Source organism: Tardiphaga sp. 862_B3_N4_1 (assembly GCF_051811085.1).
In the GTDB taxonomy this organism is placed as follows: Bacteria; Pseudomonadota; Alphaproteobacteria; order Rhizobiales; family Xanthobacteraceae; genus Tardiphaga; species Tardiphaga robiniae.
The window spans coordinates 1,865,984-1,884,885 of the sequence record NZ_JBPWQB010000002.1; the positions used below are offsets into that span (position 1 = coordinate 1,865,984).

General features: G+C 59.8%; 19 protein-coding genes. 18 read left to right on the forward strand and 1 reads right to left on the reverse strand.

All coding sequences use genetic code 11. From position 1 onward, the window contains the following. The first annotated feature begins 238 nt into the window (after positions 1-238). The 8 genes from purU (at position 239) to AB8B02_RS26185 (ending at position 7,723) form a co-directional block, all read left to right on the forward strand. Entirely contained in the window at positions 239-1,090 is an 852-nt protein-coding gene (gene purU, locus AB8B02_RS26150) for a formyltetrahydrofolate deformylase (protein WP_184512758.1), read from the forward strand. Positions 1,091-1,355: 265 nt separating this feature from the next. Beyond that, complete coding sequence (locus AB8B02_RS26155) at positions 1,356-2,540, forward strand: branched-chain amino acid ABC transporter substrate-binding protein (RefSeq protein WP_120287824.1); 1,185 nt, start codon at positions 1,356-1,358, stop codon at positions 2,538-2,540. Between the two features lie 22 nt (positions 2,541-2,562). Next, on the forward strand, positions 2,563-3,474 hold the full coding sequence (locus tag AB8B02_RS26160; RefSeq protein ID WP_068737795.1) for a branched-chain amino acid ABC transporter permease: 912 nt from the start codon (positions 2,563-2,565) through the stop codon (positions 3,472-3,474). Beyond that, complete coding sequence (locus AB8B02_RS26165) at positions 3,471-4,637, forward strand: branched-chain amino acid ABC transporter permease (RefSeq protein WP_439065546.1); 1,167 nt, start codon at positions 3,471-3,473, stop codon at positions 4,635-4,637. Before AB8B02_RS26160 ends, AB8B02_RS26165 begins: the two co-directional genes overlap by 4 nt. After that, positions 4,634-5,422, forward strand: coding sequence for an ABC transporter ATP-binding protein (locus tag AB8B02_RS26170; protein ID WP_439065547.1), 789 nt, complete (start codon positions 4,634-4,636; stop codon positions 5,420-5,422). Before AB8B02_RS26165 ends, AB8B02_RS26170 begins: the two co-directional genes overlap by 4 nt. Next, the gene (locus AB8B02_RS26175; RefSeq protein ID WP_089266582.1) at positions 5,419-6,138 is read left to right on the forward strand and encodes an ABC transporter ATP-binding protein; all 720 of its coding nucleotides are present in this window, start codon (positions 5,419-5,421) and stop codon (positions 6,136-6,138) included. Before AB8B02_RS26170 ends, AB8B02_RS26175 begins: the two co-directional genes overlap by 4 nt. A 78-nt stretch (positions 6,139-6,216) precedes the next feature. Then, positions 6,217-7,194 (forward strand): dipeptidase, encoded by a 978-nt coding sequence (locus tag AB8B02_RS26180; RefSeq protein ID WP_439065548.1) that lies wholly within the window; start codon positions 6,217-6,219, stop codon positions 7,192-7,194. 1 nt (position 7,195) lies between these two features. Next, positions 7,196-7,723 (forward strand): DUF5943 domain-containing protein, encoded by a 528-nt coding sequence (locus tag AB8B02_RS26185; RefSeq protein WP_320446282.1) that lies wholly within the window; start codon positions 7,196-7,198, stop codon positions 7,721-7,723. Positions 7,724-7,756: 33 nt separating this feature from the next. On the opposite strand, the gene AB8B02_RS26190 is transcribed toward AB8B02_RS26185, so the two are convergent. Next, positions 7,757-9,526, reverse strand: a complete 1,770-nt coding sequence (locus AB8B02_RS26190; RefSeq protein ID WP_439065549.1) for a hypothetical protein — start codon at positions 9,524-9,526, stop codon at positions 7,757-7,759. 303 nt (positions 9,527-9,829) lie between these two features. On the opposite strand from AB8B02_RS26190, the gene AB8B02_RS26195 reads away from it, so the two are divergent. The 10 genes from AB8B02_RS26195 (at position 9,830) to flgK (ending at position 18,901) form a co-directional block, all read left to right on the forward strand. Continuing rightward, positions 9,830-10,492, forward strand: coding sequence for an RNA polymerase sigma factor (locus tag AB8B02_RS26195; RefSeq protein ID WP_120287831.1), 663 nt, complete (start codon positions 9,830-9,832; stop codon positions 10,490-10,492). Positions 10,493-10,628: 136 nt separating this feature from the next. Further along, the gene (locus AB8B02_RS26200) at positions 10,629-11,453 is read left to right on the forward strand and encodes a flagellin (RefSeq protein ID WP_089266590.1); all 825 of its coding nucleotides are present in this window, start codon (positions 10,629-10,631) and stop codon (positions 11,451-11,453) included. A gap of 64 nt (positions 11,454-11,517) precedes the next feature. Continuing rightward, the gene (fliD, locus tag AB8B02_RS26205; RefSeq protein ID WP_439065550.1) at positions 11,518-13,203 is read left to right on the forward strand and encodes a flagellar filament capping protein FliD; all 1,686 of its coding nucleotides are present in this window, start codon (positions 11,518-11,520) and stop codon (positions 13,201-13,203) included. Between the two features lie 2 nt (positions 13,204-13,205). Continuing rightward, a complete protein-coding gene (locus AB8B02_RS26210) occupies positions 13,206-13,601 on the forward strand; it encodes a flagellar protein FliS (RefSeq protein WP_439065551.1) in 396 nt (131 codons plus the stop codon). A gap of 193 nt (positions 13,602-13,794) precedes the next feature. Continuing rightward, positions 13,795-14,061, forward strand: a complete 267-nt coding sequence (locus AB8B02_RS26215) for a hypothetical protein (protein WP_439065552.1) — start codon at positions 13,795-13,797, stop codon at positions 14,059-14,061. Positions 14,062-14,407: 346 nt separating this feature from the next. Beyond that, positions 14,408-15,070, forward strand: coding sequence for a flagellar hook assembly protein FlgD (locus tag AB8B02_RS26220; RefSeq protein ID WP_439065553.1), 663 nt, complete (start codon positions 14,408-14,410; stop codon positions 15,068-15,070). Between the two features lie 21 nt (positions 15,071-15,091). Then, entirely contained in the window at positions 15,092-16,360 is a 1,269-nt protein-coding gene (gene flgE, locus AB8B02_RS26225; RefSeq protein ID WP_439065554.1) for a flagellar hook protein FlgE, read from the forward strand. Beyond that, positions 16,357-16,641 (forward strand): hypothetical protein, encoded by a 285-nt coding sequence (locus AB8B02_RS26230; protein ID WP_439065555.1) that lies wholly within the window; start codon positions 16,357-16,359, stop codon positions 16,639-16,641. Before flgE ends, AB8B02_RS26230 begins: the two co-directional genes overlap by 4 nt. Positions 16,642-16,645: 4 nt before the next feature. Beyond that, positions 16,646-17,104 (forward strand): flagellar protein FlgN, encoded by a 459-nt coding sequence (locus AB8B02_RS26235; protein WP_439065556.1) that lies wholly within the window; start codon positions 16,646-16,648, stop codon positions 17,102-17,104. Positions 17,105-17,131: 27 nt separating this feature from the next. Beyond that, a complete protein-coding gene (gene flgK, locus AB8B02_RS26240) occupies positions 17,132-18,901 on the forward strand; it encodes a flagellar hook-associated protein FlgK (protein ID WP_439065557.1) in 1,770 nt (589 codons plus the stop codon). Position 18,902: the final 1 nt, after the last annotated feature.

Here is an 18,902-nt window from a genome sequence, read left to right on the forward strand (position 1 = left end):
AGGGCTGAATGTTCACGCGCGCCAGCGCCGTGCGTGTCACCGTCCACAAGCCGCAGGCGCCGATCACGGCGATCTTCGAAGGTGTCGGCAAAAGGCTGACGCGACACTGCGCCGACAGGCATCGTCGGATCGCGTGATGCGGGCGTCTGCGGATCCCGTTGCGCGGCAGTCACACCAACATGTTTTCAGCCCATGGCGATCGCAGCCGCGCGATCGATCCACCACCGAGACAAGCAAGATGGTGAAGAAGAACTGGATCTTGACCTTCTATTGCCAGGATCGCCCGCGCATCGTGTCGACCGTCACGACGGCGATTTCCGATGTCGATAGCAACATCCTGGAAAGCGCGCAATTCTGGGACAGGACGACCAACCGCCTGTTCATGCGTATTGCTTTCGAGACGCCGGATGTGATCAGTCGAAAGACACTGGAATCGGTGCTCAATCCGGTATTGTCTCGATTCGAGATGAACGCCGTTCTGGTCGATGCAGCGTCTCGTCCCCGGGTGATCATCATGGTCTCCAAGTCGGACCATTGTCTCGAGCAGCTGCTGTATCAGGTCAAAGTCGGCTGGCTGAAAGCCGAGGTCGTCGCGATCGTGTCAAACCACCGCGATTGCGAAGCGATCGCTGTGAAGGCAGGGATCCCGTACTATCACTGGCTCGTCAGCAACGAGACCAAGCCGGAGCAGGAGCGGCAACTCTACGAGCTGTATCTGAGAGAAGGCGCCGATCTGGTCATTCTTGCACGTTACATGCAGATACTGTCGGACGATCTGTCTAGCAAGCTCTATGGTCATGTCATCAACATCCACCATTCCTTCCTGCCGAGCTTCAAGGGCGCGCGGCCCTATCACCAAGCCCACGACAGGGGTGTCAAGATCATCGGCGCTACCGCGCATTACGCGACGCCGGATCTCGATGAGGGCCCGATCATCGAACAGGAGACCGAACGGGTGACGCACGCGTCGTCCTCGGACGATCTTGTCGCCGTTGGGCGCGACATCGAGTCGCGAGTTTTGGCGCGCGCGGTGCGGCTTCATCTCGAGCGTCGTGTCCTTTTGAATGGACGCAAGACGGTGGTGTTCTAGCGCCGGCAATGCGACGACGAATGCTCGTTTGAAAAGCATCGACAGGCCAAGATTTAATCTTCGCGATGAATTTTGCAGCGCAGCGAAATCATTGTGTTTGCTGCGCAAAATAGCCCCGACGAGCAGTCGGCGCGCCAACCAAGTACAGGCAGTCGATATTCGGTAGTTATGACGCAATTCTACAAGCAACAGCGCGCGTGCATCCTATCTGCCGTATTCCCGGACCACTAGCGTTGCAGGCTGGATCAACCTGGAAGGATCAGCGATGGGGACGATTAGCAAGCGTGGTTTGGCCGCATTGGCCGTTGCGAGTGTGTTGCCACTGGCCTTTGGTAGCTTCAGCGCGGCCTTCGCCAAGGACAAGGTGAAGATCGCCTTCGTGGGTCCGCTGACCGGCGCTATTTCGCCTCACGGTATTGGCGGACGCAACTCGGCCGAACTGGCCGTGAAGCTGATGAATGCCGAGCCCAACACCAAATATGAGTACGAGCTCGTCGTGCTTGACGACGAATGCAAGCCCAACGTGGGCGTGCAGGTCGTCACCAAGATCGCGTCCGATCGTTCGATCATTGCCGCGATCCCGCATTACTGTTCCGCCACCGCGATTGCCACCGTCGATATCTTCAATCGCTTCAAGATGCCGATGGTCGTGTGGGCGGCAGTGCTGCCCGAAATTACCTATGCCAAGAAATATCCCGAAGTGCACCGCGTCAGCGGCATCCTGATCGGCCAGAACCGCATCGGCGCGCAGTTCATGAAGGCACGCGGTTACAAGAAGTTCGTGTCCTTCGCCGACTCCACCGACTACGGCAAGTCGATGAACAAGTACTTCACCCAGTTCACGCTCGAGAACGGTAATGAAATCCTGGGCAGCTTCTCGGTCCCGCCGGATCAGCAGGATCTGTCGGCCGAGCTGACCAAGATCAAGGAGCTCAATCCGGAGGTCATCTATTTTGGTGGCCTGACACCGCTCGGCGCACGCCTCCGCACGCAGATGGCCAAGTTCGGCATCAACGCGCAGTTGGAGGGCAATTCCGGCATCATGGGCGATGCCTTCGTCAACGCCGCTGGTCCGGAGCTCGCCGAAGGCACGCTGACCTTCTTCGACAGCCCGCCGCTGTCCAAGATGCCGGGCGGCAAGATGTTCTCGGATGCCTACAAGGCTGCCGGCTATTCCGAACCGCCGGAAGCTTATGGACCGTTCGCCTATGTCGCCACCCGTCTGGTCATGGAGACCATCGAGAAGGTCGGGCCGGATCGCGCCAAGGTCACCACCGACCTTGGCGATGTGAAGGACCGTCCATCCATCGTCGGTCCGGTCACCTTCGACGACCATGGTCAGAACATCACGCCGCTGACCACGAGTTATGTCGTCCAGGACGGCAAGTGGGTGGTCTGGGAAGAAAGCGAATACGTGTCCGGCAAGCGCAAGCTCAAGAACCTGCCGTAAGCGCGGATCGTCGGGACATCCCATGGGTATGATCGGTCAACACCTGCTGAACGGCTTGATGCAAGGAACGATCTATGGCCTCGTCGCCATGGGGTTCACCATCTTCTTCGGCGTCATGAACGTGATCAAGTTCTCGCACGGGGACGTGCTCACGCTCGGCGCCTTCGGAGGCCTCGTCGCCGTCTGGGCGGCGAATGCGCTGGGACTGTCGGTGCCGCTGCAGTTCATTGTCGCGCTGTGCGTGGCAATGGCACTGACCGCGGTGGTCGGCGCCGGCATCTCGCATTTCCTCATCATGCCGCTGCGCAATGCGCCGCCGCTTAATATGCTGCTGATGACGATGATGGTCGGTACGGCCATCCGTGAAGCCATCCGGCTGTTCTTTCCGAACGGCACCAATCCGCAGCGCTTTCCGGAACTGCTGCCGGCCGGTGGTTTCAATATCGGTCCGTCGTTCTTTCGCACCGACGCGATTATTCTGATCATTGCCGGCGCCGCCTCGATCGGCGCCGTTTACTGGATTATCAACCACTCCAAATTCGGCCTCGCGATGCGGGCGGTGGCCGAAGATACCGAAACGGCACGTGTGATGGGGATCAATTTCGGTCGCATCATCCCGCTGACCTTTGCATTGGGCTCCATCACCGCAGGCTTCGCCGGCATGATCTATGCGCTGTATTACAGCGAGATCAATTACAGCATGGGCCTGCTGTTGGCCGTAATCGGCTTCACGGCTGCGATCGTGGGCGGTCTCGGCAATATCTGGGGCGCGATCATCGGCGGCTATCTGTTCGCAGGGCTGCAGACTTTCGTCGTTGCCGCGATGCCGTCGATGAGCGACTACAAGAACGTGTTCGCTTTCGTGCTGATCATCGTCCTCATCACCTGGCGACCGACCGGGCTTCTCGCCGAACGCGGGAGCGAGCGGGTATGACGCCGACCTCTCGGACGCTTGTACGGGTGCCGGTGTGGCCGCTGTTTGTTGCTGTGGCCTTCGCTGCAGTGGCGCTCACGGCGCTGGTCCTGATCGAAAACCAGAAATTGCTGGGCGTCGCATTGGCGATCACGGCTGCGGTCTGCTTCTGCGCCGCTCGGTTCGGAGGCGTCGCCGCGACGGAAGTCGCCGCTTCGGAAAATCCCTGGCTGCTGCGTGGCCTGATAACGGTGGCCTCGCTCGCTGTCATCTTCGTGCTGCGCGACGACAATTTCGGCCTGCTGATGCTGGCAACGGTGCTGATCTACGCGACGATCTGCCTCGGCCTCACTGTGCAGATGGGCTATGCTGGCCTGACCAACTTTGCAGCCGCAGCTTTCGCCGGCACCGGCGGATATACCGCAGCGATGCTGGGACAGCAGGGCGGTCTACCCGATGCGCTGGTTTTGGTCTGCGGCGGCTTGGTCGCGGTCTTCATCGGCTCGCTGCTCATCCTCCCGGTGCTGCGCACCCGCGGACATTACGGCGCACTGACGACCATGGCGTTCGGCGTGATGTTCAACGTCTTTCTCGATGCGAATGACTTCTTTGGCGGTCCGCAGGGCCTGAAGCTTCCCGGCATCAATCTGTTCGGCTGGGACTTCACCAATGACATCCACATCTTCGGCCTCGTGCTGTCGTCCTATGTGAACTATGTGATCCTGACCGGTATTCTGACGGCGCTGGCGATGATCTTTGTCGGACTGCTGGACCGCTCATGGGTCGGTGTCTGGTTCGATGTGGTGCGCCTCGATGAGACCGCAGCATCCGTTTTCGGACTAAAGATAGCTTACTGGAAAGTGCTGGCATTCACGATAGGCAACTTCCTGGCCGGCCTGATGGGGGCGGTCTATGCGAAAATGACGGGGTTCATCGCGCCGGCGAATTTCACATTCGGCGACTCGCTGGTGATGGTGTCCATCGTGATCCTGGGCGGCATCGGCAATCGTTGGGGCGTTCTGCCAGCGGCGTTGATCGTCGTCCTGCTGCCCGAGAAGCTTCAATTCATCCAGGAATACCGGCTCATCTTCTACGCCGTCCTGGTCATCGCGATTCTGACCATGCGTCCGGACGGCCTCGTGGCGCGCCGGGTCCGGAAACTGCATACAGAGGCAAGCGCATGACGAGCTTGTCTAACGACGTGCTGCTCGAGAGCCGCGGCTTGACGGTCCGTTTCGGCGGCCTGTTCGCACTTAATGAGCTGAACATCGACGTCCGCAATGGCGAAGTGCTCGGACTGATCGGGCCGAACGGCTCCGGTAAGACCACGTTCCTCAATGTGATCAGCGGCGTCTATTCCGCAAGTGCAGGCAAGATCTTGCTGGGTGACATCGACATCACCCGCGAGAAGGCTCACAACATCTCGTCTTATGGCCTGTCGCGCACGTTCCAACGATCGCGCCTATGCCTGTCGCTGTCGGTGTTCGACAATATTGCGCTGGGTGCGCAGCGAACGCTGAACAATGGCCTTTGGCACAATATCGTGCAGCGGAAATCATTCGCCGCGGAAGCGCAGAAAATCGCGGATGAAGCCCGCGAGCTGCTGCATGTCTTCAATCCCGCGCTGCCGGACAAGCTGTTCGATCCGGCGATCTCGCTCGGCATGATCGATCGGCGCAGGGTTGAGATCTGCCGCGCATTGATAGGCAAGCCAAAGCTTGTGCTGCTCGATGAACCGTCTGCCGGCATGACCCATGACGAGACGGATCAGGTGGTGGATGAAATCCTCGGCATCCGCAAATCGCTTGGCGGGCTCACGATCATCATTGTTGAGCACGAGATGGGCTTGATCGAACGCGTCACCGATCGCTGTGTCGTGCTGAACTACGGCAAGAAGATCTGCGAAGGCAAATTCCGTGATGTCGCGGCTGATCCTGTGGTCCGCGAAGCCTATCTGGGGCAAGCATGAGCGGTCATCTCACAGTCGAGAACATCTTCACCGCCTATGATCGGGCCGACGTGCTGTCCGGCATTTCCATCGACGTGCAGCCGGGCAAGATCACCTGTATCCTCGGTTCCAATGGTGCCGGCAAGTCGACGCTGATCCGCTCAATCCTGCGACTGACGCCGCCGCGCGCCGGCTCGATCGCTTTCGAAGGCAAGACGCTCGATCAGATGGCGACCCACGAGATCGTCGGTCTCGGGATTGCCTGCATTCCCGAAGGGCGCCGGATCTTCGCGAAGATGACGGTCGAAGAGAATCTTCGGGTTGGCGCCTATCTCGTCAATGCGGAGAAGACGGTCAAAGCGCGCCTTGGCAAGGTGTATGAGGTGTTCCCGCGCCTGAAAGAGCGCGCCAAGCAGCTTGCCGGCACCATGTCCGGCGGCGAACAGGCGATGGTGTCGATCGGCCGCGGAATGATGACGGATCCCAAGCTTCTGATCATCGACGAGCCATCGCTGGGCCTGTCTCCGCTATTCGTGCAGGAGAACTTCAACATCGTGCGCCGGTTGAACGAAACCGGTGTGACGGTCCTCCTGGTCGAGCAGAACGTCAACCAGACCCTCGCCATCGCCCACTACGGCTATGTGCTGTCGCAAGGCAAGATCATCGTCCAGGGCGACTCCGAGATGCTGGCAAAGAACGAGGAAGTCCAAAGCGCCTACTTCGGTGGGGCGCACTGATCAGAAAGAACGTCGCGCTAGCTGATATGGCTGCCGCATCATAACGAAAAGTCAGACTATCATCTGAAAGGAAACGTCATGTCCTCAACCATCCATGAAAGCGCCATCGTCGTCGATGGATTGATCATCTCGGATTTCGGGCGCCCGGTCTTCGAGGACATGCGCAAGGGCGGATTGACAGCCGCCAACTGCACCTGCTGCGTCTGGGAAGGCTTCGAAGCCACCATGCGCAATGTGGTCAAGTGGAAGCGCTGGTTCGCAGACAACGACGACATCCTCAAGCAAGTTTACACCACCGCTGACATCCTGAAGGCCAAAGAGGAAGGCAAGACCGGCATCATCCTGGGTTGGCAGAACGTCACCGGTATCGAGGATCAGATCGGCTATCTCGGCCTGTTCAAGGAGCTCGGCGTCGGCATCATCCAGATGGCCTATAACACGCAGAACCTGGTCGGCACCGGCTGCTACGAGTCCAAGGACGGTGGCCTGTCCGACTTCGGCCGCGAGGTTGTCGCCGAGATGAACCGTCTCGGCATCCTCTGCGACCTGTCGCATGTCGGATCGAAGACCAGCGAAGACGTCATCCTCGCCTCCAAGCAGCCGGTTGCCTATTCGCACTGCCTGCCAGCCGGTTTGAAGGAGCATCCGCGCAACAAGTCCGACGAGCAGCTGCGCTTCATCGTCGATCACGGCGGCTTTGTGGGCGTCACCATGTTCCCGCCTTTCCTGAAGCGCGGTCCGGCATCGACTGTGGACGATTATGTCGAGGCAATAGAATACGTCATCGATATCTGCGGCGAAAACAGCGTCGGTATCGGCACCGACTTCACGCAGGGCTATGGCCAGGAATTCTTCGACTGGATCACCCATGACAAGGGATATGGCCGCCGCCTCACCAATTTCGGCGACGTCATCAATCCCGAAGGCATCAAGACCATAGGCGAATGGCCGAACCTTACCGCCGCCATGGAAAAGCGCGGCTGGAAAGCCTCACGCATCGAGGCCGTCATTGGCAAGAATTGGGTCAATCTCCTGAAGACCGTCTGGGGGGCCTGAGATGGGGAAGCCGCAGGTTGACATCAATGTCGATGACCAGACCGGGCGCTGGTCGGTCGATGCGACCAATATGATCTTGGTGCCGCAGCATTTCTATATGAACAACCACTTCGCCATCGAGGCGGCGGTGGGAGCTGCGGAGCTGGAGCGCATTCTGCGGCCGGCCGGCCATCGCTCGGCCTATTACTGGTGCGAGAAGGAAGCCGAATTCCACGGCATGTCCGGCGTCGATGTGTTCCGTCACTATATGCGCCGCATCACGCAGCGCGGATGGGGCCAATTTGATGTGCTCGACGTGTCGCCGGAAGCAGGGACGGCGACAGTGCGCTTGCGAAATTCGGCAATGGTTGATGGCGAGCGCCGCAACAGTGGCCGCAAGGTGTGTTACATGTTTGCGTCTTGGCTCGAAGGCTCGCTCGAATATGTTGCCGCAAGTGCCGGTCGTGAGGTCAGGTTGCGGGCGCAGGAGGTCTACTGCGAGGCTGAAGGCGCTCACGATCATTGTCTGTTCAAGGTCGAGCCGGCTTAATTTACGCTGGGGACCTCTAACGATAGGACGCGCCTAGACAGGTTTCCGAATAAAGATGTGGTCGGCCGTGCCACTTCGCTTCAGCTTGGCGCCGAGTGACGGATCGACCAACTGAATGGCAGAAGCAATCTTGCCCTCTGTCTCATCCTCTGACGTGTATTCCAGCGCATGTAAATCGTGCCTGGCGCGTCGGCGCTTGAGCGTGCTGAAGCAGTTCGGCCGCAGACGTTCCGATACGTCGGTCATCAGTGTCCACGCATAGTCCTCGATCTGGAGAACGGACCTGACTTCGTCGTCCCAGCCGCAGAGCACAATCTCCATCTGCGAAAATCCGCCATCGTCGGCGGCAAACGCTGCTGCTGCTGCTTCCACCGACTCGGCGACGTCCGTCGTGCTGCCTGCAAGGATGTCCCTGATCACGACTGTGATTAGCCCGCGGCCGCCGGCGACGCCTTTCATGACGAGGTGAGCTTCCGGAGCCTGATGGCGTTCGAACCTGCGCCCCAACTGCATTTGTTCAGCGAATTTTTCCAATGGATGATCATCATTGTTACAGGCATGAGCGAGGATCGTGCTGTCGATGCGCGGCTTCACATCATCTTTTCGCCAGTAGGTGTCCGGCAGCCAGGCGGTTTCGATTTCCCGCTGCGCATTTGTGAGCGCCCATGCCTGATCCAGCAGGAAGGACTCCGGCAGATTGGGGTGGCTGCAGGTGAGGCGCCGCCAGATGTCGAGCAGCGCTTCGGCGCGCTCGGTCTGATGGAAGAACAGCGCGCCAGTATTCATTACCCCATTCGGGCGACGGTTGACTGCGAAGTCACAGCCCAGCGCCTGCGGGAGCAGTGGAAGATTGGCGAGCCGCGCCTGAGCGTCGATCCAGAACACCGGGCGGCATGCCTGGCTCCACTGCTCGATGATGAAATCGACTTTCGACGTGCCTTGCCAGGCCTTGCTGCAGTTCGGTGATATCTGCGTTACGACGTGATCGAGGCCCAACCGCTTCAGATCTGCAGTAAGGCCGGCATCCTCGCCCTGAATGTCTGAACTCTCGAATGACGAAATGAAAAGCGTATCCTGCTTTCGATATAATCCGGTCGGCACCGTGAGCGGCTTGACGCCGCCCCACCACACCTGATGCGGCGCGTCCGCGCCCTCGGCGCCGAGTGACCCGTGTGCGTGTAATTTCGACTTCAGGCCGTCGAAGGCTGGGCTCTCGCCAACGAGCAAAATGACGATTGCATTCTCGTGCAGGGATTCGATCAGCGCCTGAACGCGCACAGCGTGCGTCGCTTCGAACACAATGACCGCAGCGCCAGGCTGAGATACGGCACTAACGCCATCCCAGTCGACAATGCCATGGCACCGGCTCGTTACCTGACGCAAGCGTGCAAGTTGAAGCGCGCCCAGTCGCGGCGGGCGCGCATGCTGCCGGAGGATATCGTCCAAGCTGTCGTTCATCGCCGCCTGTCTCGTTCGTTTGAATGCTTTGACTGATACGAACGAGTCGACGTCGTCAGGCGGATATCTCTGCGATGCGTAGCGCAATATGCTTCTATATGTTTCAGGTCGGTGCGATTTGTTTCTACTGTGTGTATCTTCATTGCGCGTGCGCATTGAATGCACGCGGTCAATGTTCTGAAACAAAAAAGATCGCGATGCGCCGCAGATGAGCGCCGCATGCAAGCGTTTTTTCTTTTTCCGACGACGCAGTCCGCTATTTTCAAATTGCGATTCGGCAAGAATTTCCCAGTGAAGGTGTGACGTTGCCCACTGCCGGATCCATCGCTGCAAAGTTGCCGGCATCGGTCTTCGATTGCTGAGTGATGTCGTATCGCTGCAGGTGTTGTCGTTGTGTGCGTAAGAATTCTTTGCATCACTCGCCGCAGTCGATGCGATTTCTCGAGATGCTTTGATGAGTCGTTCCCATCAGGCCCGACGTGGCCGCAACAGCCAGTGTAGAAATTTCTGCCTAGTTCCAGGCAGCTTTTTCCCATCAAGTGTTTGTAAAATAAGCAAAATTCATCGCCTGATCGTCGCGCGTCACCCGTTCAAGAGTGAGAGGTCGACCAGAACGGCCGTTTGTCGGCGGAGAAATGGGAGAAGGGCATGACGTACGCGCTCCAGATTGCAGACGCTGTCGAAACAATGCCGGTGCAGCTTGAAGCTGCGGAGGATTCTCTGATGCTCGACGCGTGCGAGCCAGCGGGCGATAGTGACGAAGAGCTGCTGGACAGATTAGCCGCAAATGACGAGATGGCATTCAGATGTCTTGTCGAGCGTCATATCGATCGTGCGTTTGGCGTTGCGCTTCGGCTTCTGGGCAGTCGCGCCGATGCCGAGGATGTGGTGCAGGACACGATGCTGAAGGTCTGGACGCATCGCGGGCAATGGGAGCAGGGCCGCGCAAAATTCTCGACGTGGCTCTACCGGGTTGTCACCAATCGCTGCATCGACCTGCATCGTCGGCCGCGCACCGACAATGTCGATGCCGTGCCGGAGCCAGCCGACGTCAAGCCCGATGCGTTCAGCACGATGCAGCGTGATGAAGTGGCGAAATTGCTGGAGACGGCGATGCAGCGTCTGCCTGAGCAGCAACGTGTCGCGGTGATCCTGTCCTACCATGAAAACATGAGCAACGGCGACATCGCCGAAGTCATGAACACGACTGTGTCCGCGGTCGAGTCGCTGCTCAAGCGCGGGCGGCAGCAGCTGCGCGAAATTCTGCGCCGCCATGAGCCAGACATCCTGCACTCGTTAAGCGATTGCTAACTATAAATTATCAGCCCCGAAATAAACGGCGCCTGAATTGTGAGGGCCATTCCGTTTAGCGAATGGACGGGGGCTGGCCTGCGTCCAGAGGTCCCCGATCGGTCCGCATCCGCGGCCACATTCAAGGAGCAATTTAATGCCCGTTATTTCAACCAACACCGCGGCCAATTCTGCAGTCCGTTACCTGAATATCAACTCGTCGCAGATGTCGAGCTCACTCTCAAAGCTGTCGAGCGGCTCGAAGATCACCCAGGCATCCGACGACGCCGCCGGTCTCGCGATTTCGACGCGCATTTCATCCGACGTCACCACGCTGCAGCAGGCCGCAACCAACGCCTCACAGGCGACCTCGATCCTGCAGACAGCGGATGGCGGCGCCTCGAACATCAGCGACATTCTCTCGCGTATGAAGTCGCTGGCATCGCAGTCCTCCTCGGCGACGGTGACCGACAGTAGTCGCGCCTATCTCAATTCGGAATTTACCGCATTGAGCGATCAGATTGACAGTATCGCGACCGGCACGCGCTATAGCGGGCAGAGCCTGCTGGATGGTACCAGCGCATTCGCCGCGGGCGCTTCCGTTCTGGTTGGCTCGACGTCGGCCGATACGATCACCGTGAAACTCGACGATCTCACCTCTGCCACGTTGGGTGTCGATACGCTCGATGTCAGCACGCAGGCCGGCGCCACTGCAGCCATCGACGCGCTCGACACTGCCATCGATACGGTCTCCGCCGCCCGCGCGACGATCGGTGCGCAGGAATCGCGCTTCAATTTCAGCGCCAGCTCGATCTCGACGCAGTCCCAGAACCTGCAGGCCGCTAATTCCGCGATCACCGACGTCGACATCGCAGCCGAGCAGGCCAAGCTGTCGTCTTCGCAGGTCAAGGTACAGGCTGCGGTCGCCGCAGAATCGTCGGCGAACCAGATGCCGCAATATCTGCTGAAGCTGCTCGGCTAAGCCGCAGCAATCGCGAGCCGGCGGCAACGCCGGCTCGCACTCTCGTGCAGGAAAGTAAGGTGGCATGGCGACGGTGACGAGTTCGACTTCCGCGGCAGCAACCGCGGCCTTGGCGACGACCACCTCCGGCACGAAGACGACGACCAGCGTCGATTGGGACGCCTTGATCGAGGCGCAGGTTGCCACCAAGACGGCAGCCGCGACCACGATCCAGACCAGTATCACCGCGAATGAGGCCAAGATCTCGGCCTATCAGCAGTTGCAGACGCTGCTTACGACGCTGACGACCGACACGACCTCGCTCTCCAAGTCGATCGTCAATTCACTGTCGTCGAGTGCTTATGGAGCGCGATCGGCGACCATTACATCCACTGGCGACGTCAGCGCCAGTTCTGCCGTCTCGATGGCCATCAGCAACGGCGCGGCGACCGGCGATCACACGCTCACGGTGACCCAGATCGCCACAGCCCACAAGGTGATCGGCACCGCAGTTGCAGACAAGAGTGCCGATCTCGGTCTGGCCGGCACTTTCTCGATCGGCCTGGAAGGCGGCACAAGTGCCGATATCTCGGCCACCAGCGGGATGACGCTGGAGGATCTCGTCGATACGATCAACGCACAGACGTCCACGACGAACGTCCAGGCCTCGATCATCCAGATCTCGAGCAATCAGTACGAGATGATCCTGTCTGCAACCAAGGACAATGCGGATATCATCACCAGTGTCATGTCGGGTGACGATGTGCTCACGACCCTGGGCGTGACAGATAGTTCCGGCGCGTTCACCGACGTGCTGCAGGAATCGCAACCCGCAATTTTCAGCGTCGACGGCATTACGCTGACGCGCGACACCAATAACATCACCGACGTACTGAGCGGCGTCTCCTTTGGTCTGCTGCAAAGCACGCCATCGGGATCGACAGTCAAGATCAGCATCGATGTCGATACAAGTTCGATCCAGACTGCATTGCAGCAATTCGTCACGTCCTACAACGCTGTGCGCGACTACGTAACCACGCAGCAGACGCTGTCGTCGAGTGGAACCGCAGACACGAGTGCGGTGCTGTTTGGCGACGGCACCATGCGTAGCGTCACGACGCAGATGGAGCAGGTCCTGAACTCCATCGTGGGCGATCTGTCGATGAGCGATCTCGGCCTGTCGTTCTCGGACACGAACGATCTTGTGCTCGATACGAGCACGCTCGCCACAACCCTGGCCGACAATATTGACGGTGTCATCGCGCTCCTCGCCACCAAGACCACGAGTTCGTCGGCGGCGCTCGCGGTTGTCAATACAAGTTCATCGCCGCCATCGTCCTTTGTGATGGATATTGCGGTCGATAGCTCCGGTGCATTGTCGGTCTCGGTGGGGGGAGACAGTTCGCTGTTTACCGTGTCTGGCCGAACGATCATCGGAAAGGCCGGCACGATCTATTCCGGCATGGCCTTCAGCTACAGCAGTACGTCATCGGCATCGGTGACCATCACGTCGACCATCGGGATTGCGGCGCAGATCAACGCGATCGCGAGTGCCTCATCGAACAAGACCAGCGGTTCACTGCAGGATCTGATTACCAATTTGCAATCCCAGGACGACCGGATGCAGCAGCAGATCGATGACATCAACGAGCGCGCCGCGATCTATCGTACAATGCTGACCACCCAATACGCCAAATATCAGTCGGCGATCTCGTCGGCCAATTCCACCTTGGATTATCTGTCCGCCCTTCTCAACGCGTCGAGTGATTAGTCATGCATCATCAAGCGAATTTTCAGGCCGCCCAGGCCTATCGACAGGCGGCGGTCGCGGTGCCGCCGTTGCGGGCGGTGGTCATGATGATCGATGGGGCGATTACGGCATTGCAGAAATCGGTGACGGCGTCCGAGGAGAAGAAATTCGAGGAGAGCCACGATCTGATGATCCGGGCGACTGCCATCCTGCGCGGGCTGAGCCATAACCTGAATTTCGATCGCGGAGGCGAGGTCGCGGAGGGCCTGCACACCACTTATCATACGCTGATCATGGCCTGCCTGCGGTCGTTCGGGCAGCCGAACGCGGCGCAGTGCTATGGCCGGATCATTGCGAGCCTGACCGAGCTTCGTGACGCCTGGATTGTCGTCGCCCGGAGTGCCGCGAAGCCCGCCTGATCAGATCGACACCGGCGGGCACGGTGAATTCATTGCACCTGCAGAGTTTAGGATCGTTCGATGTCTTTTTGTGGTTGAAAAGTCGGGGCAGCATTGCCTCGCGGCCCGGTCTGCCTTAGGACGCTGGCGTGCCAGTCCGAGCGAGGGCTGACATGCAGCGTACGATCAGGTGCGTGCCGGGCGAGTTTCCAGAATGGACATTCCCGAGTTTGAAGACCTGTTGGGTCGGCACGGTGAAGACGTGTCAACCTGGCCAGATAACCGGCGGGACGCCGCGCTCGCACTGCTGCGGACGTCGGAACAGGCGCGTGCGGCGATGGCCGAGGCGCAATTGCTGCGCCGTGCCCTGCCGTCGGGCGTCGTGCGCGCGCCGGATGGCCTGGTAGACCGGATCATGCAGAAGGCCCGGCAATCCGATGTGGTTCCCGCGAAGCCGGCAAGCAAGCCTGACAGCAAGTAGCTGACGCTTCCGTTACGGTCGCTCTAATCCCGCCAGTGCCGCGGACAATCCCGTGCGCGACTGCCTCCCGTTTCGGCCTTCTACAAAACCTCCCTCGGCCGTCCCAGCGGGCAATTTTTGCCGCGCCTGAGCGCCAATAGCTCGCGCCAAAAAATTTCAGAAAACCCCCGCGGCACAGCGCTTTCTTGTAACGGGGCGCGATGGCTCGCGGGCAGGAGCGGCCTGCAAAGAATCTTTGCCTGAACGGCCGAGACCACCCGTTTCAATAAGGAACGGACTTCACGAGCACTCTTCTCACTGACGCAATTCCGCAGCGCTGCGCGCGCGGATATCGCCGGAGCGCGCCATGACTGTAGCTGCAACGACGTCAACCACGACCACGACAGCCTCGACGGCGTCGTCTTCGTCGGTGACCTCTGCCATTACGTCGCAGCAATTTCTGAACCTGCTGGTGACCGAGTTGCAGAACCAGAATCCGCTCGACCCAACCAATTCGACCGACTTCATCAATCAGCTCACGTCCTACGCCAATTTCGATCAGCAGCAGACGCTGAACAGCAATATGGGCACGCTGGTGTCGTCGCTCAACAGCCTGCTCACACTGAATTCGTCGAACTATATCGGCCAGACTGTTACCGCGAAAACCGACACCGGCACGCTGAAAGATGGCCAGATCTCGTTTGGCTATTCGCTCGAGTCCGCCACCTCCGATGTCACGCTGAGCGTCAAGGATTCATCCGGCAACACGGTGTGGACCGGCAGTGGAACGACGACCTCGGGCACCAACAGCTTCACCTGGGACGGCACGGCGACGGACGGCACCCAGCTGACCGACGGCGGCCAGTACACGCTCAACGTCTCGGCCACCGATAGCACTGGTCAGTCTGTCTACGGCTACACGACCGTCACCGGAAAGGTGACCTCGATCAACAACTCGTCCGGCACCCCGATGCTCAATATCGGGAGCACGTCCGTGAGCACCAGCAACGTCATCGGCGTCACTTCCTGAGTTTACTTTGGAGTACTGATTATGAGTCTATCCGGCGCGCTGTCTTCAGCCATCTCCGCTCTTAACGCCCAGAGCTCGGCTCTGGCGATGATTTCCGACAATATCGCAAACTCATCGACGGTCGGCTACAAGACAAACTCGGCATCGTTCGAGTCGCTGGTGACGGGTTCGTCCAGCGCATCGGCCTATTCGTCCGGCGGCGTGACGACGCTCTCGAAGTCCAATATCACGACGCAGGGCCTGCTGACGACAACATCGACCTCTACCAATATCGCGATCCAGGGCAACGGCTTCTTTCCGGTAACGACGTCGCTGACCGGCGGCTCGACGCTCTACACGCGCAACGGCGGGTTTACGACGGATTCCGACGGCTATCTCGTCAATAACGGTGCCTATCTTCTGGGTTGGCGCACCGATGCGGCCGGCAATGTGATTGGCAGCGCCAGCAGCGGAAATCTCACGACAATCGATACGAGTGTGGCGCAGACCAGCGGCAGCGCGACGGCGACCACCACCTTCTCGGCCAATTTGCCGGCGGACGCCGCGGTCGGCGATACGTTCACCACGTCGATGTCGGTCTACGATTCGCTGGGAACGTCGAGCTCGATCCAGGTCACCTGGGCTAAGACTGCGGACAATACCTGGAGTGCGAGCTTCGGCCAGCCGACATTGTCGTCGGATTCGACGACGACAACCGCGGCAACCCCGACCAGCACCGTGTCGGTTTCTTTCAATACCGACGGTTCGCTGGCCAGCACCAATCCCAGTCCGGCAACGCTGGCGATCACTGGTTGGACCACAGGGGCGGCGGACAGCAACATTACGCTCAACCTCGGCACCGTAGGCGGCACCGATGGGCTGACGCAATATGCCTCCGGCCTATCTACTCCTGCTGTGAACATCACCCGCATCGAGTCCGACGGTCTCGCATTCGGTAAACTGAGCAACATCTCGGTTGGCGAAAACGGCATCGTCAATGCCACCTACTCGAACGGTCAGACCATTGCGATCTACAAGATCCCGGTGGCGACATTTGCCGCTGCCGATCAGTTGGAAGCCCAGAGCAACGGGCTGTATTCGGCAACGGCAGAATCGGGAACGGCTGCGTTGCAGGAATCCGGCACCAACGGCGCCGGCACCATTTTTGGCAGTGAGCTGGAATCCAGCACCACCGATACCAACGAGCAGTTCAGCAGCATGATCTCCGCGCAGCAGGCCTATTCGGCCGCGTCGCAGGTGATCACCGCCGTCAACAAGATGTTCGATACCCTGATCTCGAGCATGAGATGACCGCGATGGTGGCCGAGGCAGACGATGACGCGCTAATGCGGCGACTTGACCGGTTGCTGGCCGCCGCGCAGCGGATCGATCGTGGCGATCGGCGCATGATCCTGGCGCTGCAAGGCGATCTCAGGACGCTGCGTACCACTTTGCAGCAGCGCCGTGACGCGTTGGCGCAGAAACTCAACATCGCCGGCGCGCGTAGCAAAGCGGCGACGGCATATTCCCGGATAGCCTCGCTCGGGCGGCACGCCACGGCAGCCGCGCCCCATCCATCGATCACGGAGTGACCATATGATGACCCGAAGCCCGCCGCTGCAGCCCGCGAGCGCCGATGACGGATCCCGCCTCGAGGATCTGGTCGAGCTGATCGAACGCCTGATCGACGTCGTCGCCGAAGAGAATATCGCTCTGGCGATGGGGCTGCCGGCCTCGCAGTCGCAGTACACGGCGATCAAGTTGGAGCTTTCGGAGCTGTTCGAGGCCTGGGTCAAGGAAGTAGGTCGCAAGAACATGTTGCTTGGCACTTCCGATCGCCAGTTGCAGGGGCGGGTACTCACCCGGCTCGAACAGCTCAGCGTCGCGATGGACGAGAATGTTACCCGCCTGCGCGCCGCGATCGAGGCCAGCCAGCGCCGCATCGACGCCGTGATGGCCGCGATTCGGGAGCAGATATCCGACAGCGCGCCCTACGGCGCCAATGGTCGCATCAGTGCGCAGTCGGCATCCTACGCACGCAACGTGCGAATCTAAACCAAGCCATAATATGAGGTCGCCATCGTGTCGCTGGAGATAGCCCGCAGCATCGCCGTCAGTAGCCTGATGGCCAGTCAGGTCCAGATCAGCGTCGCCTCGTCGAATATTTCGAATGCTGACACCACCGGCTACACGGTCAAGACCGCCAATCAGGTCGCGACCACCAGTGGCGGCGCCGGGACCGGCGTGTCGATCACCGGGATCACCAGCAGCGTCGACAAATTGCTGTTCAAGTCCCTGATCTCCGCAACCTCGGAAGTCGGCGCAGCCAACACCAACAACGACTATCTCAACCGGCTGCAGGCACTGTATGGCAGCACGACCAGTGCAGAAGACACCGGAACTTCGATCGCGAACACGCTGGCATCGCTGGAATCCGCCATATCGTCGCTCGCCGGCACGACCAGCAGTGCCTCGCTGCAAGCCAATGTGGTGAGTACGCTTGATAGCCTCGCATCGCAACTGCGCGAGACGTCCTCGGGAATTCAGCAACTGCGCGGCACTGCCGATGCCGCGATTTCCTCCGATGTCGATCAGGTCAATGCCAGCCTGCAGGCCATCGCCAGTTTGAACGCCCAGATCAAACAGGCGGCGGCCGCTGGCCAATCGACGGGCGATCTCGAGGATCAGCGCAATGTCGCGCTGCAGACCGTCGCGTCGAAGATGAATGTCAGCTATTTCATTTCATCGACGGGGGATATGCAGGTTTATACGGCGTCAGGCCAGACGCTCGTGGACAACAGTGCGCATCTGCTTAGCTTCACGGCGGCATCATCCGTGACGGCCAATGCCAGCTACTCGGCCGGTTCGTCCAGCGGGCTCAGCGGCATTTCCGTCAACGGCGTCGATGTCACTACGCAGATCACATCTGGCGAAATCGGCTCTTTGCTCAGCCTGCGCGATAGCGTCTTGCCCGCAGCGCAGTCGCAGCTCGACCAGCTTGCCAATACGCTGGCAGACACCCTGAATGCCGCAAGCAATCAGGGCACGTCGTTGCCGCCGCCAACAACGCTGACCGGCACCACGACGGTCACGGCGGCGACTGCGCTGGATGCGACCGGTACGGTCCGCATTGCTGTTGCCGACCAGTCGGGAAGTCTGGTGGCCTATGCCGATCTCGATCTGTCGACCTATGCGACGGTGGGCGACCTGGTCTCGGCCATCAACGGCATTTCCGGCCTCAGCGCATCGATCAATGCCAGCGGGAAGGTGGTGATCGCCAGTTCCAGCAGCAGCAACGGGGTCGCCATCAATGAGATGACGAGCGCCGTCGGCAGCAGCGGAATCGGCCTGTCCGACTATCTCGGCCTCAATGACCTCGTGACCGGAACCGGGGCATCCAACATCGCCGTGCGCAGCGACATCCTGGCCAATTCAGGTTTGTTCGCCGTCTCGATCCTCGATGCATCGGCAACGCTGACGACGGGCACCAAGGTAATCACCGCCGGCGTGACCGACGTGGTCGATGCGATCTACGCGGCACTCACGGATTCCCGTACCTTTGGCGCGTCAGGTGGGCTCGGGTCATCGACCGGTTCGTTTGCGGACTACGCGGCCACGGTCATCGCCAATGTCGCGTCGAAGGCAACGCTCGCGGCCACGACCTATACATCAAAGTCGACGGCACAATCGTCATTTGCCAATGCGCTGGCGTCGCAGTCGGGCGTCAATCTCGACGAAGAAACCGCAAAGATCAGCACATTGCAGAATCAGTATACGGCCGCGTCGCAGCTCATGCAGGTCATCAACGAGATGTTCTCATCGCTGCTGACCGCCGTGCAGAGCGCGAGCTGAC

What these genes read in the sequence shown, in the direction of transcription:
- AB8B02_RS26220 (WP_439065553.1), top strand. Translation starts at nt 14,408, where the DNA reads ATGACTGTAGCTGCAACGACGTCAACCACGACCACGACAGCCTCGACG.
- AB8B02_RS26170 (WP_439065547.1), top strand. Translation starts at nt 4,634, where the DNA reads ATGACGAGCTTGTCTAACGACGTGCTGCTCGAGAGCCGCGGCTTGACG.
- AB8B02_RS26215 (WP_439065552.1), top strand. Translation starts at nt 13,795, where the DNA reads ATGGACATTCCCGAGTTTGAAGACCTGTTGGGTCGGCACGGTGAAGAC.
- AB8B02_RS26195 (WP_120287831.1), top strand. Translation starts at nt 9,830, where the DNA reads ATGACGTACGCGCTCCAGATTGCAGACGCTGTCGAAACAATGCCGGTG.
- AB8B02_RS26165 (WP_439065546.1), top strand. Translation starts at nt 3,471, where the DNA reads ATGACGCCGACCTCTCGGACGCTTGTACGGGTGCCGGTGTGGCCGCTG.
- AB8B02_RS26230 (WP_439065555.1), top strand. Translation starts at nt 16,357, where the DNA reads ATGACCGCGATGGTGGCCGAGGCAGACGATGACGCGCTAATGCGGCGA.
- AB8B02_RS26210 (WP_439065551.1), top strand. Translation starts at nt 13,206, where the DNA reads ATGCATCATCAAGCGAATTTTCAGGCCGCCCAGGCCTATCGACAGGCG.
- AB8B02_RS26160 (WP_068737795.1), top strand. Translation starts at nt 2,563, where the DNA reads ATGGGTATGATCGGTCAACACCTGCTGAACGGCTTGATGCAAGGAACG.
- AB8B02_RS26180 (WP_439065548.1), top strand. Translation starts at nt 6,217, where the DNA reads ATGTCCTCAACCATCCATGAAAGCGCCATCGTCGTCGATGGATTGATC.
- fliD (WP_439065550.1), top strand. Translation starts at nt 11,518, where the DNA reads ATGGCGACGGTGACGAGTTCGACTTCCGCGGCAGCAACCGCGGCCTTG.
- flgE (WP_439065554.1), top strand. Translation starts at nt 15,092, where the DNA reads ATGAGTCTATCCGGCGCGCTGTCTTCAGCCATCTCCGCTCTTAACGCC.
- AB8B02_RS26235 (WP_439065556.1), top strand. Translation starts at nt 16,646, where the DNA reads ATGATGACCCGAAGCCCGCCGCTGCAGCCCGCGAGCGCCGATGACGGA.
- purU (WP_184512758.1), top strand. Translation starts at nt 239, where the DNA reads ATGGTGAAGAAGAACTGGATCTTGACCTTCTATTGCCAGGATCGCCCG.
- AB8B02_RS26185 (WP_320446282.1), top strand. Translation starts at nt 7,196, where the DNA reads ATGGGGAAGCCGCAGGTTGACATCAATGTCGATGACCAGACCGGGCGC.
- AB8B02_RS26175 (WP_089266582.1), top strand. Translation starts at nt 5,419, where the DNA reads ATGAGCGGTCATCTCACAGTCGAGAACATCTTCACCGCCTATGATCGG.
- AB8B02_RS26190 (WP_439065549.1), bottom strand. Translation starts at nt 9,526, where the DNA reads ATGCCGGCAACTTTGCAGCGATGGATCCGGCAGTGGGCAACGTCACAC.
- AB8B02_RS26155 (WP_120287824.1), top strand. Translation starts at nt 1,356, where the DNA reads ATGGGGACGATTAGCAAGCGTGGTTTGGCCGCATTGGCCGTTGCGAGT.
- AB8B02_RS26200 (WP_089266590.1), top strand. Translation starts at nt 10,629, where the DNA reads ATGCCCGTTATTTCAACCAACACCGCGGCCAATTCTGCAGTCCGTTAC.